Annotated in this window: 22 protein-coding genes and 2 pseudogenes; 11 read left to right on the top strand and 13 right to left on the bottom strand. The window is 63.0% G+C overall.

Annotated features, from left to right (window positions below; genetic code table 11):
• Positions 1–38 precede the first annotated feature (38 nt).
• The gene (locus HWX39_RS13615; protein ID WP_175968602.1) at positions 39–1553 is read right to left on the bottom strand and encodes an MDR family MFS transporter; all 1515 of its coding nucleotides are present in this window, start codon (positions 1551–1553) and stop codon (positions 39–41) included.
• A gap of 232 nt (positions 1554–1785) precedes the next feature.
• Here HWX39_RS13615 and HWX39_RS13610 point away from each other — a divergent pair, with 232 nt between their 5' ends.
• On the top strand, positions 1786–3345 hold the full coding sequence (locus HWX39_RS13610; RefSeq protein ID WP_175968601.1) for a methyl-accepting chemotaxis protein: 1560 nt from the start codon (positions 1786–1788) through the stop codon (positions 3343–3345).
• Between the two features lie 56 nt (positions 3346–3401).
• Here the strand turns inward: HWX39_RS13610 and HWX39_RS13605 are convergent, their stop codons facing one another.
• Both HWX39_RS13605 and HWX39_RS13600 read right to left on the bottom strand, forming a co-directional pair.
• Positions 3402–5069, bottom strand: coding sequence for an ATP-dependent helicase (locus HWX39_RS13605; protein WP_175968600.1), 1668 nt, complete (start codon positions 5067–5069; stop codon positions 3402–3404).
• Between the two features lie 125 nt (positions 5070–5194).
• Positions 5195–6049, bottom strand: coding sequence for a helix-turn-helix domain-containing protein (locus tag HWX39_RS13600; RefSeq protein ID WP_175968599.1), 855 nt, complete (start codon positions 6047–6049; stop codon positions 5195–5197).
• Positions 6050–6273: 224 nt separating this feature from the next.
• Here HWX39_RS13600 and HWX39_RS13595 point away from each other — a divergent pair, with 224 nt between their 5' ends.
• Positions 6274–7608, top strand: a complete 1335-nt coding sequence (locus HWX39_RS13595) for an FAD-binding oxidoreductase (protein ID WP_175968598.1) — start codon at positions 6274–6276, stop codon at positions 7606–7608.
• A gap of 84 nt (positions 7609–7692) precedes the next feature.
• Entirely contained in the window at positions 7693–8787 is a 1095-nt protein-coding gene (locus tag HWX39_RS13590) for a potassium channel protein (RefSeq protein WP_175968597.1), read from the top strand.
• 222 nt (positions 8788–9009) lie between these two features.
• Here the strand turns inward: HWX39_RS13590 and HWX39_RS13585 are convergent, their stop codons facing one another.
• Positions 9010–9483, bottom strand: coding sequence for a hypothetical protein (locus tag HWX39_RS13585; protein ID WP_175968596.1), 474 nt, complete (start codon positions 9481–9483; stop codon positions 9010–9012).
• Positions 9484–9545: 62 nt separating this feature from the next.
• Here HWX39_RS13585 and HWX39_RS13580 point away from each other — a divergent pair, with 62 nt between their 5' ends.
• A complete protein-coding gene (locus tag HWX39_RS13580; RefSeq protein WP_244134991.1) occupies positions 9546–9845 on the top strand; it encodes a hypothetical protein in 300 nt (99 codons plus the stop codon).
• A 196-nt stretch (positions 9846–10041) separates the two neighbouring features.
• On the opposite strand, the gene HWX39_RS13575 is transcribed toward HWX39_RS13580, so the two are convergent.
• The 4 genes from HWX39_RS13575 to HWX39_RS13560 are packed head-to-tail and all read right to left on the bottom strand — an operon-like array spanning position 10042 to position 13313.
• Positions 10042–10302 carry a PAAR domain-containing protein gene (locus HWX39_RS13575; protein ID WP_175968595.1) on the bottom strand — a complete coding sequence of 87 codons (261 nt, stop codon included), beginning with the start codon at positions 10300–10302 and terminating at the stop codon, positions 10042–10044.
• Positions 10302–11918 carry a DUF2875 family protein gene (locus HWX39_RS13570; protein WP_175968594.1) on the bottom strand — a complete coding sequence of 539 codons (1617 nt, stop codon included), beginning with the start codon at positions 11916–11918 and terminating at the stop codon, positions 10302–10304. Before HWX39_RS13570 ends, HWX39_RS13575 begins: the two co-directional genes overlap by 1 nt.
• Before the next feature lie 5 nt (positions 11919–11923).
• The gene (locus HWX39_RS13565; RefSeq protein ID WP_175968593.1) at positions 11924–12928 is read right to left on the bottom strand and encodes a DUF3274 domain-containing protein; all 1005 of its coding nucleotides are present in this window, start codon (positions 12926–12928) and stop codon (positions 11924–11926) included.
• The gene (locus tag HWX39_RS13560) at positions 12897–13313 is read right to left on the bottom strand and encodes a DUF3274 domain-containing protein (RefSeq protein ID WP_175968592.1); all 417 of its coding nucleotides are present in this window, start codon (positions 13311–13313) and stop codon (positions 12897–12899) included. The genes HWX39_RS13565 and HWX39_RS13560 overlap by 32 nt, the downstream gene beginning before the upstream one ends.
• A gap of 327 nt (positions 13314–13640) precedes the next feature.
• On the opposite strand from HWX39_RS13560, the gene HWX39_RS13555 reads away from it, so the two are divergent.
• Positions 13641–14087, top strand: coding sequence for a MarR family winged helix-turn-helix transcriptional regulator (locus tag HWX39_RS13555; protein WP_175968591.1), 447 nt, complete (start codon positions 13641–13643; stop codon positions 14085–14087).
• Positions 14088–14164: 77 nt separating this feature from the next.
• Here HWX39_RS13555 and HWX39_RS13550 read toward each other — a convergent pair whose 3' ends face one another.
• The gene (locus HWX39_RS13550) at positions 14165–14953 is read right to left on the bottom strand and encodes an enoyl-CoA hydratase/isomerase family protein (protein WP_175968590.1); all 789 of its coding nucleotides are present in this window, start codon (positions 14951–14953) and stop codon (positions 14165–14167) included.
• Positions 14954–14981: 28 nt separating this feature from the next.
• Positions 14982–15875 carry an alpha/beta hydrolase gene (locus tag HWX39_RS13545; protein WP_175968589.1) on the bottom strand — a complete coding sequence of 298 codons (894 nt, stop codon included), beginning with the start codon at positions 15873–15875 and terminating at the stop codon, positions 14982–14984.
• A gap of 100 nt (positions 15876–15975) precedes the next feature.
• On the opposite strand from HWX39_RS13545, the gene HWX39_RS13540 reads away from it, so the two are divergent.
• The 3 genes and pseudogenes from HWX39_RS13540 to HWX39_RS13525 all read left to right on the top strand — a co-directional run.
• Entirely contained in the window at positions 15976–16791 is an 816-nt protein-coding gene (locus tag HWX39_RS13540; protein WP_175968588.1) for an alpha/beta hydrolase, read from the top strand.
• A 38-nt stretch (positions 16792–16829) separates the two neighbouring features.
• Complete coding sequence (locus HWX39_RS13535; protein ID WP_175968587.1) at positions 16830–17297, top strand: nuclear transport factor 2 family protein; 468 nt, start codon at positions 16830–16832, stop codon at positions 17295–17297.
• Between the two features lie 465 nt (positions 17298–17762).
• A pseudogene (locus tag HWX39_RS13525) lies at positions 17763–18551 on the top strand (hypothetical protein); the annotation flags it as partial.
• Positions 18552–18654: 103 nt separating this feature from the next.
• Here the strand turns inward: HWX39_RS13525 and HWX39_RS13520 are convergent.
• Positions 18655–19722 (bottom strand): alkene reductase, encoded by a 1068-nt coding sequence (locus HWX39_RS13520; RefSeq protein ID WP_175968585.1) that lies wholly within the window; start codon positions 19720–19722, stop codon positions 18655–18657.
• Between the two features lie 345 nt (positions 19723–20067).
• Between HWX39_RS13520 and HWX39_RS13515 the strand changes: the two genes are divergently transcribed.
• Positions 20068–20574 carry an Rrf2 family transcriptional regulator gene (locus tag HWX39_RS13515; protein WP_175968584.1) on the top strand — a complete coding sequence of 169 codons (507 nt, stop codon included), beginning with the start codon at positions 20068–20070 and terminating at the stop codon, positions 20572–20574.
• 159 nt (positions 20575–20733) lie between these two features.
• Here HWX39_RS13515 and HWX39_RS13510 read toward each other — a convergent pair whose 3' ends face one another.
• Positions 20734–21249: a LysR family transcriptional regulator gene (locus HWX39_RS13510; RefSeq protein ID WP_244134990.1), complete on the bottom strand. Its 516-nt coding sequence runs from the start codon at positions 21247–21249 to the stop codon at positions 20734–20736.
• Positions 21250–21470: 221 nt separating this feature from the next.
• Here HWX39_RS13510 and HWX39_RS13505 point away from each other — a divergent pair, with 221 nt between their 5' ends.
• Both HWX39_RS13505 and HWX39_RS13500 read left to right on the top strand, forming a co-directional pair.
• Entirely contained in the window at positions 21471–22106 is a 636-nt protein-coding gene (locus HWX39_RS13505) for a YbhB/YbcL family Raf kinase inhibitor-like protein (RefSeq protein ID WP_175968583.1), read from the top strand.
• Between the two features lie 21 nt (positions 22107–22127).
• Positions 22128–23009 (top strand): helix-turn-helix transcriptional regulator, encoded by an 882-nt coding sequence (locus tag HWX39_RS13500; RefSeq protein WP_244134989.1) that lies wholly within the window; start codon positions 22128–22130, stop codon positions 23007–23009.
• Between the two features lie 17 nt (positions 23010–23026).
• Here HWX39_RS13500 and HWX39_RS13495 read toward each other — a convergent pair.
• Positions 23027–23208, bottom strand: a pseudogene (locus HWX39_RS13495) (hypothetical protein); the annotation flags it as partial.
• Between the last annotated feature and the right edge of the window lies 1 nt (position 23209).

Genomic DNA, 23209 nt, shown 5'->3' with positions numbered 1-23209 from the left:
CGTTTCCGGTGCCGGGCGCTGCGCGACGCACATCCCGCTCAGTTGTGCTTGCGCAGCGGCGCATCCTCGACGAACCACGCGAGCACGAACGCGATCGCAATGACCGTCGCCGCCGCGAGATACACGACATGCAGCGAACCGGCGAACGCATGCAGGTACGCGTCGCGCACGGCATCCGGCAACTGGTGCACGGCGGCCGGGCCGAGCGCGGGCGGCAGCTCCGTGCCGGCCGGCAGCGCATCCATCACCCGCGACTGCAGCCCGTGCGAAAACAGCGCGCCGAACGCCGCGACACCGAGCGAGCCGCCGATCGAGCGGAACAGCGTCGCGCCCGACGTTGCGACGCCCATGTGCCGGAATTCGACCGTGTTCTGCACGGCGAGCGTGAGCACCGGCATCACCATGCCGAGCCCGATCCCGAGCAGCGCCATGTACGCGTACATCGTGTGCAGCGGCGTGTCGAGCGTCAGCGTCGACAGCAGCGCCATCGCGATGCCGCCGGTCAGCGTGCCCAGGATCGGGAACATCCGGTACGAGCCGAGCTGCGAGATCAGCCGGCCGCTGACGATCGACGTCACGAGCATGCCGCCCATCATCGGCAGCAGCTGCATCCCGGCTTGCGACGGCGTCGAGCCCTTCACGACCTGCAGGTAGAGCGGGATGACCGTGACCGAGCCGAACAGCGCGACGCCGACGACGAAGCCGATCAGGCTCACCAGCACGAAGGTGCGATGGCGGAACAGTTCGAGCGGCATGATCGGCTCGGCCGCGAGCCGCTCTTCATAAATGAAGCCGCCGATCGCGACGACGCCGAGCACGAGCGTCATCCATAGCTGCGGCGACGTCCACGGCAGCAGCGAGCCGCCTTCGCTCGTGAACAGGATTACGCAGGTGAGGGCGGTGGCGAGGAACGCGGCGCCCATGTAGTCGATCCGGTGCTTCACGTGCGCGGTGTGCGGCCGGAATGCGACGCCGATCACCGCGAGTGCGAGAAAGCCGAGCGGCAGGTTGATCGTGAAGATCCAGCGCCACGACAGGTGCTCGACCAGGAAGCCGCCGAGCAGCGGGCCGACGATCGTCGCGAGGCCGTAGACGCCGCCGAACATCCCCTGGTAGCGCGCCCGGCGATCGGGCGGCACCAGATCGCCGATCGCGGCCATCGTGACGACCATCAGGCCGCCGCCCCCCAGCCCCTGCAGCGCGCGCAGCACGATCAGCTGCGTCATGTCCTGCGCGACGCCGCACAGCGCGGAGCCCGCGAGGAACAGCACGATCGCGGCCTGCAGCACGATCTTGCGGCCGTACAGGTCGCCGAGCTTGCCGTACAGCGGCAGCACGACAGTGGAGGAGAGCAGGTACGCGGTGACGACCCACGACAACTGGTCGAGCCCGCCGAGCTCGCCGACGATCGTCGGCAGCGCGGTCGACACGATCGTCTGGTCGAGTGCGGACAGCAGTATGACGAGCAGCAGCGCGGCGACGATCAGCCCGGTCGGCGCGTCGCGACGGGCCGTTTCGGTGGCCGGCGGAGTGAGGAGGGTGTCGGTTGTCATCGAGATATCTGCCATGGCAGGGAATTGTGTCGAACTATAGCCATGGATGATTGACCAGTCAATTTCTGCCCAGCCCTCGATATGTTGCAGCGGTAACAGAAGATTGCCGGCGCGAAAAATTGACCGGGATCAGGCGACAAGCGGGGCCGGACTCAAGTTTTTTGCAGGCAAACCGTAATCCAGAGTGCTGCGGACCGATTGCCGCGGCACTTTTCACCGCTCACGTCCCGTCATGAACCTGAACGCCCTGTTTTCCCGTTTCTCGATCCGTACGCGGATCTTCTCCACGCTCGGTCTCGTCGCCGTGCTGCTCGTCGTATCGGGGCTGATCGGCCTCGCCGGCATGCAGAGCTCGAACCGCGCGCTCGACGAGGCTTATACACAGCAACTGGCCGCGAAGACCGCGTTGTCGGCGGCCAGCCTGAACCTCACGATCGTGCGCACGACGCTCGATCGCGCGCTGCTGCATCCGGAAGCGCCGGAAGTGCCCGATCTCGTCAAGAAGGCCGAGAACTATCTCGCGAAGGCGGACACCGCCTGGCGCGGCTACGCGTCGATGCCGCACGACGGCGACGAAGGCCCGCTCGCGAGCCGCCTCGACGCCGCGCGCCAGGCGCTGATCGGGCAGGCGCTGAAGCCGATGATCGACGCGGTCCGCGACGGCCGTCGCGACGAGGCCGACCGGCTGCTGATGTCGGTGGCGCCGCCGCTGTCGGTCGCGCTCACGCAGGCGACCGATGCGCTCGATGCGTACCAGGTCGCGCGCGGCAAGGATGTGTACGACACCGCGCAGACCTATTACGGCTGGATGCGCGCGGGCGCGATTGCCGGTATCGCGTTCGGCCTGGCCGCGTGCCTTGGCTGCGCGATCGGCCTGCATTTCGCGATCACCCAGCCGGTGAATCGCCTGCTGTCGCACTTCCGTCGCCTGTCGGAAGGCGACCTGACGTCGGAAGTGCGCTGGTCGTCGCGCGACGAGATGGCCGAGCTGGTCAAGGGCGTGACCGGCATGCAGCGCAGTCTCGCGGACACCGTGCGACAGGTCAGCCAGGGTTCCGAAGCGATCTCGACGGCGACGCACCAGATCGCGGCCGGCAACACCGACCTGTCGCAGCGCACCGAGGAACAGGCGTCCGCGCTGCAGGAGACGGCCGCGAGCATGGAGCAGCTCACCGCGACCGTGAAGCAGAACGCGGACAATGCGGTGGAAGCGCAGGCCTGCGCGGATACCGCGAGCGAGATCGCCACGCGCGGCGCGACCGTCGTCGGCGAGGTGATCGGCACGATGAACGAGATCGACCAGAGCTCGCAGAAGGTCGCCGACATCATCGGCACGATCGAGGGCATCGCGTTCCAGACCAACATCCTCGCGCTGAACGCGGCAGTCGAAGCCGCGCGCGCGGGCGAGCAGGGCCGCGGCTTTGCGGTGGTCGCGGGCGAGGTGCGCACGCTCGCGCAACGCTCGGCGTCGGCGGCGAAGGAAATCCGCACGCTGATCGGCGAATCGGTCGAGCGCGTCGCGAACGGTTCGCGGCTCGTCGGCCTGGCCGGCGCGACGATGCAGGACATCCAGCAGGCGATCGGCCGCGTGACGGGCATCATGACGGAGATCGCGGCGGCGTCGAACGAGCAGCGCGACGGGATCGAGCAGGTGAACCGCGCGGTGTCGCAGATGGACCAGGTGTCGCAGCAGAACGCGGCGCTCGTCGAGCAGGCCGCGGCGGCTGCCGCCTCGCTGGAAGAGCAGGCCGACGGGCTGCGTCGCGCGGTCGGCGCGTTCCGCGTGGCCTGATCGACCGCGGATGGCGGCGGGGCGGGCGCTTGCTCGCCTGCCGTTCGCCCGTTACATCAGACGGCCGCGAGTTGCGCGGCCGCGCGCGACGACGCGACGATCAGCAGCTTCATCGTCGCACGCGTCGCGCCGACGAACAGCTTGCGCGCGGCACGCGCGTCGAGCGTGTCGAAGTCGACCTCGGTGAGGATCACGCACGGCGCCGACTGGCCCTTGAAGCGGTAGATCGAATCGAGCAGCACGTCGCCTTCGCGATACTCCGGGTTGCCGAACAGGTCGTACTTGCCGGTGAAGCTCTTGAGCCGGTGCGGGCCGAGCTGGTCGAGCGGCGCGAGCACCGAGCCTTCGCGGCCGCGATACGACAGCACCGCGATGTCCTGCTTGCGGAAGCCAAGCGACAGCGCGTGCGTGATCGCCCGCTTGGTCGCATCGATGCAGGCGTCGGCCAACGCGTCCGACGACGCGCCTTCTTCCCCGTACGACGACACCGACGGATCCGAACCGTCGAACGGGCTGCCCGAGCGCAGCTCGGCCGCAAGCGGCTCGACCCGGCCGACGATGTCGCGCACGAATTCGAGCAGGTCGCGCGGGCTCCGGTAGTTGGTGAGCGCCTTCAGCGTGACCCAGCCCGGCAGGGCGACGGGCTCGCGCATGTACAGGTTCTGCAGCGGATCTTCCAGCCACCACCATGCGCCATCCGGCGCCAGCAAGCGCTCCAGGGCGGCCGCCCACGGCGCGTGGAAATCCTGGCCTTCGTCGACCACCAGCACGTCGAAACGCCAGTGCTCGGGAAGCGGCGTTTCCGCGAAGCGCGCCTCGAGCCGCTCGAATTCGCCGGGTACCTGGAAGTCGGGCGTATAGCCGCCGTCGCGCGCGACCCAGTCGCACAGCTGGTGATAGTTCGCGATCTTCGCGCCGGGCGGTGCGATGCGCGCGATGTAGTCGGCGAGCGGCCGGTTGAAGCACACGTAGAGCACGCGCTTGCCGGCCGCGACCGCATCGCGCATCGCCTGCACCGCGAGCTGCGTCTTGCCCGAGCCGGCCGTGCCGGTGACGCGCAGCCGGAACGGCGCGAAGTCGAGCTGGCGCGCCCACGTGGCGAGCCCGCCCGACAGCCGTGTGACGAGCGTGCCGGCCTGCCCGACGAGCGCGCTCGTGTCGGGCGTGAGCGCGAGCTCGTCCGCGAGGAAATGGTGTAGCTTCGGCGCGTTCGGGAGGTGTTCGTCGTCTTCGGGCAGGATCTGCAGGATCACCTGCCCGAGCTGCGCCTTGCGCGATGCATCGACGATGCGGTCGGCCGCGACGCCGGCGATCGACGCGTCGCGGATCGAGTAGTCGGGGCAGTACAGCAGCGCCTCGACGCCGTAGACACCTGCGCCGAGCGCGGCCGTCAGGCGCCGGTGCAGCGTTTCCTGCGTGCGCGCAAGCTGGATCGGAACATTGCGCTCCTTTTGCAGATAGACCTTCACGAGCCCCTTCGGCGTTTCGCGCAGGAAGCCGGCTTTCTGCTCGATCAGCAGCACGCGGCCGGCCGGGCTCACGACGACGAACGCGGCCTCGCCGAATACCGAGAACGCCTGGTCGGCGCGGGTCCAGTGCACGCCGTGATACACGGTGTAGCTGTCGGGCAGCGCGTGTTCGAGCGCGGCGAGCGTTTCGCGCTCGCGTTCGGCCGCGCCGGTCGCGGCGAGGCTTTTCCAGTCGTCGGGGATGAGGCGGGCCATGGCGTCGGGCGGCGGATGCCGGCGTGGGCGTGAACAGGTGCGGCTATTGTACTGAGCTATGACCTGTTCACGACCGCGGTGCCGTGCGGACGTCGGGCGTCCGGAGGGAGGAGCGGCCCGGGGTGCTACCCGCGTGCGAGCCGTTTCGCGAGATCGGCGCTGAGGATCGCCATGCGCGCCGGCTTTTCATAGCAGACGACGTCGAACGCGCGGATCACTTCGCTGATGTCGGCTTCGCTCGCGCGGCCGGTGAGCAGGTCGCCCGTCAGCACGAAAATCGGCGCGCCCGGGTTGTCGGACGTGCGCACGGCCTTGATCGCGGTCGCGGCCGTGGCGTCGTCGAACAGCCATTCGGTGAGCACCGCATCGAAGGCCTGGCCCTGCAGCGCGTCGACGAACGGCGCGAGGCCGTCGAACGAGGCCGTCGCGAAACCCTGCCGTTCGAGATAGCGGCACAGCTCGGTCGCGCTGACGCGATCGGGGTCGATCACCGCGACGACGAGCTTGTCGCTCTCCGCGCGGCGCGGATAGATCTCGATCTTGTGCACGTCGTACGCGTTCTGGTACAGCACGCCGGTGTGGCGCAGCACGCGCCAGCGGCCGTTTTGTTCATACGCGACGAATTCGGGGCGCGCGCCGGCTTCGAGCGGCGCGCCGATCCATGCGGTGCACGGAATTTCGGCGACGCCCGCGTAAAGTACGGCTTCCTGCGAATAGGCGCCGACCATGCCGGGGTCGAGCGTTTGCGCGCCGAACAGCTGGGCGGCGGGTTCGCCGTACGCTTCGGCGACCTTCTTGATCTGCGCGAGCGTCCAGGGGCTGCTGCCGCGCAGTTTGCGGTGGCCTTGCGAGAAACTCAGGTCGAGGATGCGGCACAGCTCGGTGGTCTGCTGGCGCTTGCCGATGCCGTTGCGGGTCATCAGCTCGCGCACGCGCTCGGCAACCGCGAGGGAATCCGTGGTGATTGCTTCAGTGGTCATGCTACGGGAACGGATCGTGACGTTCAGAACGACGCCTTGCGGCAGTCTCGACGGACAGTCTTCATGACGTCCAGGGGCGAGCCGACCGGCCACGCGCGGAAAAGATAACTTTACCGCAAAATGGTCGTTATTCAGCGTCGTGAAAGGTGCGTTTGTGTGAAAGGTGTGTCACGACGTTACCACCAACGTCCGTATCCGGACGCATTAACGCCTGACAGGAAGCAATGACGACAACCTATCCGCTGCACGATGCACTGACCCTCGCCAGCACACCATTCCCGACCGACGCCGATATCGTGATCGCCGGCGCCGGCATCATGGGCTGCGCAGCCGCGTACTACCTGGGCCTGCGCGGTTTGAAGGCCGTCGTGCTCGACAAGTCGCGCATCGCCGGACAGCAGTCCACACGCGCGTGGGGCTTCGTGCGGCAGCAGGGACGCGAAGCAGCCGAGGTGCCGCTGATGATGGCCGGCATGCGGATCTGGGAACGGTTAGAGGAAACCCTCGGTTTCGATCTCGAATGGCGGCAGGGCGGCTGTCTCTATATTGCGGACAACGAAACGGACTGGGCGTCGTTCAACGCGTGGCTTGCGGTCGCGCGCGAGTACGGACTCGACACGCGCACGCTGACGCGCGCGCAGATCGACGAGCGCGTCAGCGGCCTTTCGCCGCAGGCGCGCACGCTCGGCGGGCTATACACCGCGACCGACGGGCAGGCGGAGCCGCGCCGCGTGGCGGCCGCATTCGCCGCGCGTGCCGTCGAGGCGGGGGCGCGCTTCTTCGAAGGCTGCGGCGTGAGCGCAATCGAGACGGCCGGCGGTGCGGTCGCCGGCGTCGTGACCGAGCGCGGCACGATCCGCACGCGGCGCGTGATCTGCGCGGCCGGCGCGACCAGCTTCAGGTTGCTCGACGGCGTCGGCATCCGGCTGCCGCAACAGGCGGTACGCGGCACGTGCATGCGCACCAATGTGGTGCCGCCGGTGTCGGCGTCGACGGTGTGGGGCCACGGCCTCGGCATCCGGCAGCGCAAGAGCGGTGCGATCAATCTCGCCGACGACATGCAGGTCGACGTCGACCTGACGCTCGGCCACCTGCGCGGGTTGAGCCTCTTCTGGCCGGCGTTCTGGTCGCAGCGCGACAAGTTCCGGCTACACCTGAATTCGGCTGCGTGGCGCGATGCGCTTGCCCGCATCAACGGTGCGACCGGACCGATCGAGCCGCGCGATCCGCAGCCGCAGCCGAATCGCGCGCATGCGCCGCGCGCGCTCGCGAAGCTCAAGGCGATCTTCCCCGCGCTGAAGGATGCGCAGATCGTCGAGTCGTGGGCCGGCCTGATCGACGTGCTGCCCGACGGCATTCCGGTGATCGATGCGCCGGGCACGCCATCGGGGCTTGCGATCGCGACGGGGTTCTGCGGTCACGGCTTCGCGATGGGGCCGATCGTCGGCCGGCTGCTCGCCGAATGGATCGACACGGGCGCGCCGTCGCTCGACCTGTCGGCGTTTCGCGCGCAGCGTTTCGTCGACGGGACGATGGTGCGGCCGCGCAGCATGCTGTAACGGACGAATCGATGCAATGATGTCGGGCCGGATCACCGTCTTCTCGTCGTAGAATCGAGCCCGCATCCTTCAGGAGAGTCCCCGTTGGCTTCGCCCTCCACCCAGCGCCGCTCGTTGCGCTCACGCCTGCGTCGCGCCCGCAATCCGTGGCAGGCGCCGCGTGCGCGCACGCTGTTCACGCGTCCCGCGACGTCGCCGCGCCGAACGCTGCTGTTCCGTATCGGTGCGGTCGTGCTGCTGTGCACGCTCGCGTTTCTCGTGCTGTATCTCGATCGCGACGGCTTGCGCGATTCGACCAAGAGCACGCCGATGACCGTCTCCGATCTCGTGTACTTCACGATGGTTACGGTTGCGACGGTAGGCTATGGCGACATCGTGCCCGTCACCGCACGGGCGCGTCTCATCGATGCGTTCTTCATCGTGCCGATCCGCATCGTCATCTGGTTCATTTTCCTGGGCACGGCGTATCAGTTCGTGATCCAGCGCGTCGTCGAGGAATTCCGCATGAAACGCCTGCAGAAGCAATTGTCCGATCACATCGTCGTCTGCGGTTATGGCCTGTCGGGGTCGATCGCGGTGCGCGAACTGCTCGAGAGCGGCGTCGATCCGGCGACGCTCATCGTGATCGATTCGCAGCAGCAGGCGATCGAGGCCGCGACGTCGCTCGGCGTGGCGGGATTGCTCGGCGATCCCGCGCACGAGGATCTGCTGCAGCAGGCACAGGTGCGTGAAGCGAAGGCCGTGATCATTTCGGTGACCGACGATCCGACCGCGATCCTGCTGACGCTGTCGGTGCGCAGCATCGCGCCCGATACGAAGATCGTCGTGCGGATCCAGGAGAACCTGTACCAGCGGCAACTGCGGCAGGCGGGCGCCGACGTGATCGTGTCGTCGACGAAGATCGGCGCGTTGCTGCTCGCGGATGCAGTGCACAGCCGCTATATCGTGCCGTTCGTGAACGACATGCTGTCGACGCGCGGGCGTGCGACGCTGCTGGAGCGCGAGGCGTTGCCGCACGAGATCGGCTGCATGACCAATGTCGTGCCGGGCGCGATCGTGGTCGGGCTCGATCGTTGCGGGAAGATCTTTTCGTTCTATGAGGACCCGCCGTGCAGGATCGAGAAGGGGGACACGCTGGTCGTGATTCAGTCGGCGCGGATTCCGGATGCGGATGTTTAAAGGTGCATCGAATTTTATAAATTCATATAGTTCAATGGTTTGAGTGTTGGTATTTCGATTGAATTGCTATCTTTCCCTCCTTATCTAGGTGCCATCGGCGGCGTCATCGAAGGGCGCGCATGGGCGGAGCCGACCGAAGCCGGGAGACACGGCGAGTACGTGACGCCTGTCACGATCGAGGTCGCGCGAGCCGCGCAGGCGACGGTTCACTTCACCTACTACCTACGGCAGCACGAATATAGCGAAAGCGGTTCGGCGGCGCTCTGGCTGCGACTGGCGAGTGGTTACTACCGCCTGGATGTTTGGAGAGAGGAAGTCAGGCAAGGTTGCTTCAACCGGCAGTCGCTGGAGCGGCGCAACCGCATGGATCTGCAGCAGTGGTTGATTGAAAATGCGCCGCTCGCCGCGCTTGGGCTGGAGTATCTCTACTCCTCGCCGCTCGCCGCGCTTGGGCTGGAGTATCTCTACTCCTCGCCGCTGGACATCTTGCCACGACAGCATGGGCGGCGCTGGGTGCGGCACCCTGCGGCGCGCGAGACCATGAATTACACCCGGCTGCTGCTGGAGTCGCTGCGCCACGACCAACTCGTCGAGTTCGACAATGTCGCGGGTTACCGTCCGGCGCCACCGGCCATCGCCGAAATCGAGTCGTTTTTGACGGATGAGCGACGTCATAAAGACAGTCAGAAAATCCAACAGCACCTGTTCTGGGTGGCGATCGCTTCCCGTCGCAGCCTGAGCCACGTGTTGAGGGGATCGTGTTCCATCTCGCACTGCACGAAGATCGATGGGCCGAGACGATCGGCGTGCCGTTCGAGCATCGCGGCCGCACCTGGGCCGTGCATCGCAGCACACTATCCGATCCGACCATGCCGGCGATGTTCGATGTGTCCGACGTGGAAACCGGCCGGGGCTTGGGTAGGATCATGGAAGGATCGATCGATGCCGCTCGCGTCGTTGCGATTGAGAAAATCGACCGCGCGATGCCTGAGCAGTGGACCGCGCTCTTCCCGGTCAAACGTCCGACGAAGTCGCGCGCACGCGCGGCGGCCGCGTGATCGATGGCGAACTAACCGTAGCAGCACCGAATTCACAGTGAGGTGTGCGCGATACGTATACCGATAGCACGTCTCTTCGTCGGTACCGACACCAGCGAGCTGCTTGCGGTCGGGTAGCGTGCCGTGCATGACCGTTCACATCACACATCATCGCAGCGTGGCGCTGGACCCGCTCTTCCGAGCAGGTCTAGCAGCATTAGCCGCCGGTGTTCGATTGACTCGCAATCAGTCGCGCCCCGCATGCCAGTTCGTCGCCGTCGCATGCGGCCGGCTGACCATCGAAGCGGCCGCGACCGGATACCTTCACGATCGTCGTCGGCCCGTGAATCTCGCAGATCGCGGGATCCTGCAGACGAGCGATCGCTCGGCCCTTGATTCGCGAATGCGGTGCGCCCGACAGAACTCGTCCGCCATGGCTATGCCCATCGCCTTCTAGGACGTAAGGTTTCTCGCTCATCAGAAAGCCCAACTGAAGTCCTGAGGATGGGCCTGCCGGGCTGCCGCGTCCGGAGGGCTCAGCATCACGATCGTGGCGTGTAGCGGATCGCGTAGGTTCACAAGCGCGCTGGTTTTGCCGTCCTGGTAATTCATCATCAACGCCAACGCGAGCTGGACCCACGTGGAGCTGGTACCAGTGTCGCCGCCGATGCGACGTTGCATATCGAACGCGTCCTTCGGGTCGTCCAAATCGATATGCTGCGGGTTGTCGTGCAGCGCTTGCACCAGTAGCGGGAGTTGGCTGGATGACGCGCCCGTGTCGTAAAACATCCGACTGGGCTGACTCTCGGGAGTAACGGTTTGCAATGCGTCCTGCCAGCCCGTTTTGATCTTCTCGATGCGCTCACGCTTTTTCAGCGGTTCGCCGTGACCGTCGCTTAGGTCGACGCGCGCCGGGCGATGCAGATACGCCAGTACCGGCCAATCGTCGTACTCTTTCAGCTGCCAGTTTGTCCACGGCACGGGCACCCATGGATTAGGCTTGAACCCTTCGGGCACTTTCAACTGTGTGGTCTTCCAAAACTCCGGCAGCTTTGATTGCCAGTAGTCCCACGGCATTTCGTTGCGATGGTCCTTTCTATACTGATCCTGCTGGTCCCAGAAGTAGTTCCACAGCTTGATCACGTCGTACTGTGTCTTCGAACTGTCGATCGCGGCCGGCGCATCAGTCACGTATGGCCGGATCAGTCGATCCACTCGATCCTTGCGTGTCACAAGCAACGCCACGAAACTGTCGGGTCGTTTCGGGACGAAGTTGCCGTCAGTATCCGACTGCGCGAGATCCTCGCCTGGCGTTCGCATGTACGCGCGAGTGTTGAGCCCATCCTCGACTAACAGGACGACTGCTGGCAGGTCAGGATGACGTTCAAAGACATCAAACACGCGGGCCACAACGTCGTCGCCGTGCTCGGTCTGGACCTCTTCGAGACGAATATAAATCGGATTTCCGATTCCAGCGCCGTTGTCGGCAGTTCCTATATGGGTTGCCATGCGATCGGCACCTGGATTGCTGTCGTCTCTCGGCGGCCCGGCGACAATAACCGGGATTGGCCAGAAACCGAGCCAGCCACGCAGCGCATATCCGAATACGTTGTTTTCCCGCTGACGTCCTTGCGAATCGCGCGTTTCACTCGACCACGGATACTCCTTCGGGTCCTGCAGCAGTAGTGTGCCTTTCTGGCCGACTTCATCCAGGCGCATCAACAGGGCTCGTTGACGGAACCGGTCGACGGTGACGCCGAGGCGCCGCACCTCCAGCGTGAATCGCGGATCACGTGCCGCCGCGGGTATCGTCGCGCCGTCGGACACAGTCGCCGCCTGTACTGCGGCCGGGTCGGACTGGCCTGGTGCATGCCGGCGCGTCCAGATGGTGTATCCGGTCCCAGTCATGCCGGCGAGCAGCAGGATCGGTAACAGCCACAACAGCGCCCGTTGGTTCATCGATATCGTTTCCCAGGAGATATAGCCGTTCATTGTGGCCAACTTGAGCGCAAGACTCCAGATCAGCGCTAGGCCCATCACCAACGCGACCAGCAATTGTCCGCCCGACAGGCGCTTGGAAGCAGTGGAATTCATCGCATTCAGAATTTATCGATCATATTTTTGACGGCCTGCTTGCCCTGTTCGACGGCCTGGTTGACGCCCTGTCGAGCGGCGTCGGCCCCTTGTCCAAGGCGTTGCTGAAGTTGGTCCATGTCCTGCTGAATCGTCGACTCGACCTTGTCGGCTTGCGCCTTCAGCTGCTGGTTGCGCTGGTCGATGCGCTCCTTTTCCAGGCGCTGTTCTTCCTGCTTTTTGAAGTCCTGTTGCTGCTTATAGACTTCGCTGACAACCTGCTGTGGCGGCTTTTTGGGTACGAGCCGATCTGAAGGAAACGTCCCGTCTCCATAGTACTGACAAGTCGCCTCGACGATCTCGCGTGTTGTATGGTCAAGCTGCTTGTATCGCTCGAGTGCCGCGCCTTTTGTGAGGCTTGCGAAGGGTATGCGCCAGTCAGCGATTGAACGGAGCAGCTTGGCCAAAATTGGATCGTCGAGAACGCGGCCCTGACCGACAGACACATCGAACGCGGTTGCGCAGCGATGATTGCGTCGACCACTCATCACGGCGGAGTGATAAGAGCTGTCGGGCTGCAGCTGATTCATCAGGCGTACTTTCGCCTCATTGGGTGTCTCGGTACGCAACACCTGTAGCTTGCCCGCATGCGGTGGGAAGACGGGCTGCACGCGCAAGACCCGACACTGATTGTCGAGAGCCATTTTTGCATTCAGCATGCTTTCAACTTCGCTGCTGTCCGGCACCCGGCCGCCGATCGCGAAGGTCGGCCAAGCGACGGTTTGCGACACTTGCTGTAGCGCGCCGGCGCCACTATTCGTGCTCACGGCGACCTCTGCCTCGAGTTGATCGAGCGCCTGCTTACCCGGTTCAGTTTCGCTTGCGCTGCCATCAAGCCGCGTCTTCTCAGTGCCAGGAATCACGTTGCCTTGTAGTTCCGGCGGAAATGGCGGCGGAAGTGCTTCGCCGTTAATGGTTCGGACGGTTCCGACCGGGATTTCAGCACGCTTCCAATGTGTTTGTGGTGCCATGGGCGCTCTCGCCTTTTAGCCGCAATGTGAACGGGCCGGGTGCGTTGCCGACAAGAACTGGCTGCCCGTTGCGCAAACGGCGCGTAAAAATGCGCTGTCGAAACGCATTCGATAGCAAAGGAACCGACTCCGCTTTCGCTCCGCTGCGCGAGGCACGCACACTCATCGAATCAGGCCGGCCGGCCGCCCCCATTCCGTTGACCCCATTCAATGCCACCGTGGCATCCTCAGGGCAGAAGTAGAGGTAGACCTTGCCTCGATTGTCGCGCTCGGCGAATACGAGTGCCGCGTTGCCGGCGACATCGTCGTTCGGTTTGCTGGCCGGGCGCACCGCCTTCGTCGGTGTCCATTTGGCTCCGGTGACACCGAAGTTGTCACGGATCACCTTGTCCTAAAGCGTACCAACCCAGTATTGAAGGAAATCGCCCGCGACTTGGAACAAAGAAATCGGCCGCTCTGCATTCATGTTGGAAACACTTATCAGAAAGCGCGGTCATCAACGCACTGGAAACACTCGGCGCACTCGTGTGCGATCAATGCGTGGCCGAGGTGAGCATGGCGAGCGCTCAGGCAAGCGCATCGCAATCAGTGCAAACGGTCCTCGTGGTGGATTCCTTTGCGGCGATGCCGCTCGGTGGTGCGCGTCGCCGGAAGTGCTAATATGTGCGTATGCCCCTATTTTCGAACGAAGGGCGTGCCGACGGAGATGACAATGGCAAACGATACTTCCTTAGAGGTCACCCCGTGCAATTGCACCGCGATCCGGAAAGCCGCGCGGCACATGACCCGCTTCTATGACGCTTGTCTTGCCGAGGTCGGCTTGCGCGGTACGCAGTACATCATTCTTCGGTCGCTGTCGACACAGGGCCCGATGACCATCAATGCGCTGGCTGAAGTCATGGTTATGGACCGGACGACGGTGACACACAATGTGAAACCCCTGCAACGTGATGGCTTGGTGGCGATCGAAGTAGATCCCGACGACAGACGTTCCCGCATCGTGACGCTAACGAAGAGCGGGGTCGCAAGCGTTCGGCAAGGGGAGACTGCCTGGGCGAAAGCCCAGGCTCAGTTCGAGTCGCGGTTCGGCAAGGGCAAGGCGCGCGAGATGCGTAAGGTGATGTCCGAAGTCACGCGTACCGAACTTTGCGCCGATTAGGCGCGAGCGAGGCGCTGAAGGCATGGGATGCGTCCAGCGCCGTGCGCCACGGTATCGCGACTAGTGCAGTTGCCGGTTCAGTGACCTTCGAAGTCAAGTACCGGCCGCTTTACGCCCCTCGATAGTGCGTCCATCGCGGATTGCAGGCCGCGCTTCGTATCTTCAGTGTCAAACAGGGGCATCTGAATGTCGAAGATTGCTTCGTCGGCGGCCTGAACGCCGCCCGATGCCCACAGGCGCAGCACTGCCTTGTGGGCGGCGTGAGCCCGGGTCGGTCCCTTTGCAAGGCGCAGGATCAGCGCAGCGGCTTCCTCGTCCAAAACCTCTTCCGCAACGACGTGATTGACGACGCCGCGTTGAAGCAACATTGCTGCGTCAACCGGATCGGAGGTGAAGGCGAGTTCGGAGGCAAACGCGCGCCCTGCACGCTCAGCGACGCGGTAGACACCGCCAATCAGCGTGGTGATGCCTAAAGACTGCTCCGGATGGGCAAACCTGGCGGAGCTGGCCGCGAGGATGATGTCACAGCGCAGGGCCAACTCAAAGCCGCCACCGAAGCAGATACCCCGGACAGCTGCAACGGTCGGGAAGGGCAGGCTTTCAATCCGATTGAAAACGGCCATATACCGCTGGAAGAGTGCGCGCAGGTTCCAGGTTTTCATGCCGGCCCACGGCATGATGTCGCCTCCATAGGAGAAGTCCGGTCCGTCCGCGCGGATGAGCAGGGCCCTCACCCCGCTGTTCGCGATGGTGTCGACTGCGGCCTCGAGCTCTTCGAGCATCTGAATGCCCAGCCGATTTTGCGGCGGATTGGTCAAGGTTATCGTCGCGCTGGCACCGTGGATGCTGAGGTTGAGATGGTTCACTGTTGTGCCCTCCGAATATTGTGCGACATTAGGAAAGGTGTCTGCGGAACCATTCAAGCGCAGCATCGCTTGCTATCTCGAACTGGCTGAGATACGGGTCGAAATGACCGCCGGGAACCAGTACGAGCTGCTTAGGCTCGAGCGCACGCTCATAGGCGGCGAGTTCAAGGTCGGTAAGCGTGACGCGGTCCTCCTTGGCGACGATCATCATCAGCGGTGTCGGCGACACGCGTGAAACCCAGGCACCCGGTTCATACATTCGTGCAGCGCGAGTCGAGCGCACTGTGACTTCGTTCTCCCAAATGCCCTCAGGGACTGGTTGCAGATAAAAGTCTATGGACTCCTGCGAGCGGTATGCGGCAGGTACTGCGGGATCGGCACTGACAATCGTTTGGTAGCGTGGTGGTTCGCCACGGAGTTGCGCCCGATCATCCTCAGCCAGCGCTTCTTCCAGCGCGGCAACGGCATCCGGCGGAATGCGTCGCAGACCCTGCTCGTATCCACTGATCGTAGGCACCTGCGCGACAATGCATCGCAAACGTCGATCCGTCGCTCCCAGTACGAGCGCGTGGCCGCCGGCATAGCTCGTTCCCCACAGGCCGATCCGTGCTGCATCCACTTCCGGGCGCGATTCCAGATACGAAATGGCCCGGCGCCAGTCTGCAATCTGTCGCCAGGGATCCACATCACCACGCGGCTGGCCGCCGCTCTCGCCGAAATTCCTATGATCATGCAAAAGCACGACGAATCCCGCTTCGGCAAAGACCTGGGCGAACTGCTCAATGCCATGGTGCTTGGTACCGGCATAACCATGTGCCATCGTGATGGCAGGATGTGGGCCTGGTCCGTCCGGCACAAAAAGCCATGCCCCGATGTTGACGTTACCGTCGGCCAGGAACGAAACATCTGTTTTGCTAACCATGCGATCAACTCCGTGTTGACAAATACGTGAATGTTCACCTATTGTGCGCCTTGATGTTGAGAAGCGCAACAACGTGTGGCGCGGAAATGAAGGAGGGACTATGGCAATGAAATCGAATGCGGCCGGAAGCACTACTCAATCTCGAACCACAGGCACTGTCGCTGCCGGGAAGAACCAAGATGTGTCGGTAGTCTTCATCCACGGATTCCTGGACGAAGGTCGGCTATGGCAACCGGTGATGGATCGTCTCACAAAGCTTGGCATCGTCTGTGTGGCGCCGGATCTCAGCGGGATGGGCACACGCGCAGCCGCATCCGCACCGTTCACCCTGTCGCGGCTTGCCGGAGAGGTGGTGCCGATACTCGACAATATTTCGGGGCCGGTATTGCTGGTTGGGCAAAGCATGGGTGCCCAGATTGCCGAACTGGTCGCAGCGGCACTGCCGGATCAGGTGATTGCAATGATGCTTCTCACGCCAGTGCCGTTGGGCGGTCTCCCAATGCCGGACGAGATCGCGGCACAAATGCGTGCGCTAGGGGGCGACCCCACGGCGCAGCGCGAGCTTCGCAGGCAATTTGCGGGACGCCATGCGGAGGGCATCATTGACGAACTAGTCAATGTGGGCATGAAGGTCCGTCCCGAGACGGCTCGCGCACTCTTTGATGCATGGAGCGCGGGAGATTTGTCAGGGAACGAAAAGAGCAAATTCTCGAGTCCTGTACTCATTGCAGGAGGAGCCGAGGATGCCTTCGTCACCCCAGAATTGATCGAATCGATGGTCAGCCCCAGGTTCGCCAAGGCGTCGACGGTCCTTATCCCTGAGGTGGGGCACTGGCCTCATGTCGAGCAACCGTCTAAGGTCGCTGAACTGCTGACTGATTTCATCGCTGACCTCGCCCGGGCAACGGAGCAGTAATCGACCGGCAGACAGTTCTATTTCCATAGGAGGAGAAAATGGCAACAGATGTTCGTAAATCCGTCCGGGGCCAACCTTGGACGGACGCGTTCACCAAAGATGCCGGCACTGCATTTGAAGCGGCACTTGCTCCGGATGTGCGACTCATTGCGAGCGCACTCGTCAGGCCGATTGTAGGCCGCGACCTGGTGAAGGCGGTGATGGCAGGTGCCAGCGAGAGCTACGAACATCTCGTGTTTACGGACCAGGCTAAGACCGACGGAAGGACCTGGTTGGAATGGGAGGCGCGCACTTATAGCGGGCTGGAGTTGTCGGGTGTCACCGTGCTGACCATGAACGAGAAGGGGGAGATCGATGAACTGAGCATTCATCATCGCCCGCTGCCCATGCTACTGAAATTCTCCGCAGAGCTTGGCGATCGGCTGATCGGGAAATTGGACCGGAGCTACTTCTACCAGCCGGACGATTCGGCGCCGGTTGCAACCGACGGGGGCAAGGGTGCTTAGTCGAAGTGCTATGCGACGGACGGAGTATTCTGATCTCAATCGCTTACGACAGTAAATTCGGTCGTACGGCAGAGCAAGCGTTGGCGGTCGCGGACGGGATTCGCCCGATTTCCTGAGCATGTGCCGAGCTAATTGCGGTAGGTTATGGTGCGACCCCACGGGAAAGACTGGATGCGAGCGAAGCAATTGTGTTCGGTTCGCCCACGTACAACGGGATGCCGAGTGCCTGGTTCAAGCAATTCATGGCAGACTCCGCTGTCGTGTGGCGCACGTTGGGCTGGAAGGACAAGATAGCGGCAGGCTTTACCAACTCGGCCAGTCAAAGCGGAGACAAGCTCAACACGGAGTAATCGTTCGATTCGTGCATGGGTTGAGTTGTACCGGCGCGGTAGTTGATATTGATGAATGTGCCACATAGATGGCACATATGCCGGAGGAGACGATGAGTGAGCTTCTGTGGCGCGACCCGAGGTGGTCGAGAAACTGATCAAGCTTGGGTTCGCGGTGGCCGTGCAAAGCGGGGCCGGCGCAGGTGCGAACTTTGGCGATGGTGATTACCGTGCCGCGGGCCTGGCGGCCATCGGCACCGCGGCCGGTCTCAGTGCGATCGTGCGCGCCAACGATACGCGCGCCGAGGTGGCCGATCAGGTCAAGTCCCTCGACGGCGAATTCGTCGAGGTGGACTACGACGAGGAAGGCTCGGGCGGCGGCTACGCCAGGGGCATAAGCGAAGGCTTCCGGCAGACACAGCGCGCCATGTACGCGCAGCAGGCCAAAGACGCGGACATTGTCATCACGACCGCGCTGATTCCAGACAAGCTGGCGCCGAAGCTCATCACGGCCGAGATGGTGCAGTCGATGAGGCGGGGCAGCGTGATCGTGGACATGGCAGCGGAGCAGGGTGGTAACTGTGAGCTGACCGTGCCCGGCGAGGCGGTGGTGCGCCACGGCGTGACCGTCGTCGGCTACACGGATTTCACGTCGCGTCTCGCTCTGTATGCATCCAACCTGCTGCGCGCGATCGAGGAGTTGTGCAAGACCAAAGACGGCACGATCAACGTCGACTTCGACGGCGATGCGATTCGCGGCCTAACGGTCATCAAGGAAGGCAACATTACCTGGCCGCAGCCGATCAAACAGCCGGCCGCCGCCGCGCCGAAAGGCCATGGCCTCGGCGCACTGGCTTTCCTGCGGGTCGGCCAGTTTGCGCCGGCCGCGTTCCTGTCGCACTTCACGGCGTTCGTGCTGGCCTGCTGTGAGATCTTCGGGGTGTTGAAATCCTGTACGCTGCGAAGCGGGACTCGCTGAGACCGACGAAGCGAGTCGGAGTACGATGCCGCTCGGCCGGGCGCCGGCTTCAGACTGCGTGATCGAGCAACGGGTAATCGTTGTAGCCGGTTTCGTCGTCCGCGTAGATGGTTTCCGGATTGATCGTGTTAAGCGGCGCATCGCGTCGAAAGCGCTCCACCAGATCCGGGTTGGCGATAAACGGACGCCCAAACGCCGCCGCATCCGCTTCGCCGCGTTCGATGGCCAGTTCAGCACTCTCCTTCGTCAGCCCTTCATTGAGAATGTAGGCGCCTTTGAAGACACGTCGCACGTCACGGCCGATGCGATCGTCACCGCGATCCAGCGCCTCGCGCGCAAAAATGAAAGCGATGTTGCGCAGGTCGAGTTGCTCGGCGACATACGTGAATAGTGCGCGCGGATTCGAATCGCGCATCGAGTATGAACTCGACATCAGGTTCAGATGCACGCCGATGCGGCCCGGCTCCCAAACTGTAAGCAACGCGTCGACTGTCTGCAGCAGGAAGCGTGCGCGATTCTCGATCGAACCGCCGTAACGGTCGGTCCTCTGGTTCGATCCGTCGTGCAGAAACTGATCGAACAGGTAGCCATTTGCCGCGTGTAGCTCGACGCCATCAAAACCCGCGCGTTGTGCGTTCGCGGCGCCGACCCGGAAATCTTCGACAATGCCGGGGATTTCTTCGGTCTCCAGCGCACGCGGTACGGTGTACGGGCGCTGAGGTCGCACGCGCGTCACATGGCCTTCCGGCGCAATGGCACTGGGCGCGACCGGAAGTTTGCCGCCATGGTAGATCGGGTCGGAAACTCGCCCGACGTGCCACAACTGCGAGACGATCAGGCCCCCCGCATCGTGCACTGCTGATGTCACTTCCTTCCAGCCGGCAATCTGCTTCTCGGTCCAGATGCCTGGCGTGTTGGGATAGCCAACGCCTTGGGGCGTGACCGAAGTCGCCTCGGTAATGACAAGTCCCGCGCTCGCACGCAGCGCGTAGTGTCGGGCGTTGAGCTCGCCTGGACTGCGCTCGGCGAACGCGCGCATGCGCGTGAGCGGTGCCATGACAACGCGGTTCGACAACTTTAACGCGCCAATTTGGATAGGATCGAAGAGTGTAGGCATCTGCGGGCTTCCCGTTTCGATATTAAAGGAGAGAGGAGCGGCGGCTCGGATTCCGCTGACTATGGAACGAAACGCACGCATGCGTGATTACAACGTCTTTAGATGTAACAACAATAGTTACAACATAAATCATCCGGGCCCTCAACGCAAGTCTCTTACCGCGAACGGCCGACATCAATGAGAGGCCGGTTTCTGCACGTCAAGGGTGCCTGGGTGTGGCCTTGAATCATTCGCCATACGAAAACCACGCATGCGCGACATCACCTCCTTGTCCGAGCATGTCAGGTTGACAGCCCATGCTGTAATGAATATGGTTACAACCAGATCAGCGAACACAGGCTTTCAATGAGCGCCAACAGTCGGTTGACCGTGGCAACCCACATCCTCGCTTGGATAGCGCTCGCCACGCGGGATAATCCTGATCCGGTCACATCCGATCGGATCGCTGCGAGCGTCAACACCAACCCGGTGGTGATTCGTCGTACGCTCGGGTTGCTTGCGAAAGGCCGCCTTGTCGAGAGTTATCGCGGCGTCAATGCAGGGTGGCGTCTGGCAAGGAGTGCGGACGCAATCACCTTGCTTGACGTCTTTGACGCAATTGAAGAGGGCGCGCACTTTGCGCTGCACCCTTCGAAGCCCAGCCAGGCATGCCCCATCGGCCGAGGCATCGGGCCGGTGCTGAGCCATGTCTATGCCTCGATCGACAGTGGTGTTCGAAAGACACTTGCGGCCACGACAATCGAGGCGGTGCTCGCGGACACCTTGCATCGCGATCATCGAAAGAGCGCCGCTGAATCCCGTTCTCTTGTCTCGGGCGCGCTGGCCAGAAAGAATGACCGAACGAATCACTGAGCGACGCCGCACGCCTGTCTGAGTGGGTTGGATTGCCCGAACAGGCCGTACGCTGACGCCAGGCTATCTTGGCGCCACATGGCGCCGACAGATTCACGATTGCGCACCGGCCGCGTGAGGTCCGTGCGCGATTCGGACGGCCTCCAAATTCGTAACTGCTCAGCAAGGCCGCGGCCTGGCGTAGTTCCCAGATTTCGGCACCGTCGTTTTCCGGCATAGGCCGATTGCGCCACAACAGGGGATCGCCTCTATCGGATGGCCTCGTGGGTTTCGCTCGACAAACGACCGGATCAGCGCCGACATGAGGGTTGATACCGCCCAGATATTGACGAGCAGTCTTGCCAGTCCACGCCGCCCGTCCGAAAACTCCCGCATCCGCGTCGCGATGTTGTGCAGATGGTCGAGTACGTCGCGCGCCATGGCCACGAGATGGAAACCGGCCGCGGTCGATGCGAAACCTTTATTGGTTCGCACCAGCAACCGCGTGCCGAGCGCATCCTCGAGTTTGCTGAGCCGACGGCTGACTGCCGCCGCCGCGATGTGTTCGCGCGCAGCCGCACTCGCGATGGTGTCGTCCTCGACGACCCGCTCGAACGACTTCAGGGAAGGAGGATCCAGCTTTAAAACGACCACCGCTGCCCGATTGAGAGAAAGCACCGGAAGTCTGCCGGTCACCGTCTCCAGGACGAGACCCGACAGTCACTCCATGAATCGCGGCACTCTATCGAGTCGACACCATAAAACAACCACATACAATCAAATTGATCGGATATATAAAATTTCTGATCGGAATTGGAAACATTGTCTGTCCCTGTGCTCCTAGAATGCACAACACGGCTGGAACGGTGACGTACCGATAGCCGCTCACCTTATCAACGCGCAGGACGACACTCACCATGCAACTCACGAGCCAAAGCTTCAATGACGGCGAACACATCCCCGGGGAATTTGCTTTCGCCGTTCCCGATCCAGTCACGCACGTCAGTCTTTCGTCGAATCGGAATCCGCATCTGGCCTGGAGCGACGTGCCGGAAGGCACGCGGTCGTTCGTCGTGATCTGCCACGATCCCGATGTACCGAGCCGCGGTGACGACGTCAACCAGGAAGGTCGCGAAGTGCCGGCCTCGCTGCCGCGTGTCGAGTTTTACCATTGGCTGCTGCTCGACATCCCGGCCGGTACGACCGGAATCGCAGCCGCCACGCATGCCGATGGCGTGACGCCGCGCGGCAAGTCCGGCCCGACAGCACCTGAGGGCTTGCGTCATGGCATCAATGACTACACGGGTTGGTTTGCGAGCGACGAGCAGATGAAAGGCGACTACTACGGCTACGACGGCCCGTGCCCGCCGTGGAACGATACCCTGGTTCACCGCTATGTGTTCACCGTGTACGCGCTCGCCACACCGCAACTCGAAATCTCCGGTCCGCTGACCGGCACCAACGTTCGTGCGGCGCTCGATGCTGCACCGGTATTGGCCAAGGCTAGCCTGACAGGGCTGTACAGCTTGAACCCGAAGGTTCTGCCCGCCTGAGCGCGAACGCCGGAATCGATCATGGCCTGGCCACCGCCTGCACCTGACCTCGCGTTTTCGCTTCGCCATACCGTAAGTGACGACGGTATGCGCCTGCCGTCGGGCACACCGGCCCTCAAGCGCGACGGGTGCCGCCTGGCCCGGCCATGTCTGCGACAGCCTCAGGTCACCCGGCGCTTCCGTTTCTTCGAGGCGACCCTGCTGCTCGTCGTATCGGGCGCATTGACGCTCGACGACGGGACGCGACAGTTGACGGTCGACGCGCCGACGTCCGTGATCCTGGTCGACTCGCATGCCTGCATGGATCTACTGAAGACGCCGGGCGTGGATGAACCGCGCTTCCGCTCGATCTTCCTGACGTTTTCGGCCGGAATACTGGCCGAATTTCGTCGCCAGCATTTGCCTGCGCGGCCGTTCATTTCCGGTACCGAATCTGCCCGGCAGGTACCGCTCGATGATGAGCTGGCGTCAACACTGGCGTACTGTCTGAGCGGCATAGAAGACCCCCGTATCAGCGATGGCCGACTCCAGCATCGTTTGCTGGACCTTCTGATCGCGCTTGCAGAACGCGGATATGAATTTGCCGTCGCTACACAACAACCGACTACCGCGGACCGCTTGAGGAGCCTGATCGGCGAAAGACCCTCGCATCGCTGGACCGCTCATGAAGCGAGCCGAGAACTCGCAATGAGCGAGGCCACGCTCAGACGGCGTCTTGCGGGTGAAAGCATGCACTTCGAAGAACTACTGATCGACGTGCGCATGCATCACGCCATGATGCTGATGCAAACCACAGGCTGGAGCGTGCCGCATATTGCCGAAGCATGTGGATACAAATCCCGTGCGCGCTTTGCCGAGCGTTTTCGCGATCGCTTCGGGTGCCTGCCGTCCAAGGTGCGCTGATCGCTGGCGATGTATCGGAAGTAGTGCAACTGCTGAAACACCTTCAGCGGCACCAGCACACCCAATCGAGATCGCTTGCCGCGCGTTGACCGGCGATCCATTCGAGCTCGTAGGGCAGCGGTGGGCAACAGGCTTGTAGCTCCCGTGGTGCCAGAACCTCGGGGAAGCGTGGGTAGGTGATGTATTCGAGGATAGCCATT

The sequence above is a fragment of the Burkholderia sp. BCC0322 genome (assembly GCF_902833045.1).
In the GTDB taxonomy this organism is placed as follows: domain Bacteria; phylum Pseudomonadota; class Gammaproteobacteria; order Burkholderiales; family Burkholderiaceae; genus Burkholderia.
The sequence above is the reverse complement of the archived record's forward strand: the minus strand, read 5'-3'. Positions and strand labels throughout refer to the sequence as shown.

Coding starts and splice junctions, on each gene's coding strand:
- HWX39_RS13615 (WP_175968602.1), bottom strand. CDS start 1,553: ATGACAACCGACACCCTCCTCACTCCGCCGGCCACCGAAACGGCCCGT.
- HWX39_RS13610 (WP_175968601.1), top strand. CDS start 1,786: ATGAACCTGAACGCCCTGTTTTCCCGTTTCTCGATCCGTACGCGGATC.
- HWX39_RS13605 (WP_175968600.1), bottom strand. CDS start 5,069: ATGGCCCGCCTCATCCCCGACGACTGGAAAAGCCTCGCCGCGACCGGC.
- HWX39_RS13600 (WP_175968599.1), bottom strand. CDS start 6,049: ATGACCACTGAAGCAATCACCACGGATTCCCTCGCGGTTGCCGAGCGC.
- HWX39_RS13595 (WP_175968598.1), top strand. CDS start 6,274: ATGACGACAACCTATCCGCTGCACGATGCACTGACCCTCGCCAGCACA.
- HWX39_RS13575 (WP_175968595.1), bottom strand. CDS start 10,302: ATGAGCGAGAAACCTTACGTCCTAGAAGGCGATGGGCATAGCCATGGC.
- HWX39_RS13570 (WP_175968594.1), bottom strand. CDS start 11,918: ATGAATTCCACTGCTTCCAAGCGCCTGTCGGGCGGACAATTGCTGGTC.
- HWX39_RS13565 (WP_175968593.1), bottom strand. CDS start 12,928: ATGGCACCACAAACACATTGGAAGCGTGCTGAAATCCCGGTCGGAACC.
- HWX39_RS13555 (WP_175968591.1), top strand. CDS start 13,641: ATGGCAAACGATACTTCCTTAGAGGTCACCCCGTGCAATTGCACCGCG.
- HWX39_RS13545 (WP_175968589.1), bottom strand. CDS start 15,875: ATGGTTAGCAAAACAGATGTTTCGTTCCTGGCCGACGGTAACGTCAAC.
- HWX39_RS13540 (WP_175968588.1), top strand. CDS start 15,976: ATGGCAATGAAATCGAATGCGGCCGGAAGCACTACTCAATCTCGAACC.
- HWX39_RS13535 (WP_175968587.1), top strand. CDS start 16,830: ATGGCAACAGATGTTCGTAAATCCGTCCGGGGCCAACCTTGGACGGAC.
- HWX39_RS13520 (WP_175968585.1), bottom strand. CDS start 19,722: ATGCCTACACTCTTCGATCCTATCCAAATTGGCGCGTTAAAGTTGTCG.
- HWX39_RS13515 (WP_175968584.1), top strand. CDS start 20,068: ATGAGCGCCAACAGTCGGTTGACCGTGGCAACCCACATCCTCGCTTGG.
- HWX39_RS13505 (WP_175968583.1), top strand. CDS start 21,471: ATGCAACTCACGAGCCAAAGCTTCAATGACGGCGAACACATCCCCGGG.
- HWX39_RS13500 (WP_244134989.1), top strand. CDS start 22,128: ATGGCCTGGCCACCGCCTGCACCTGACCTCGCGTTTTCGCTTCGCCAT.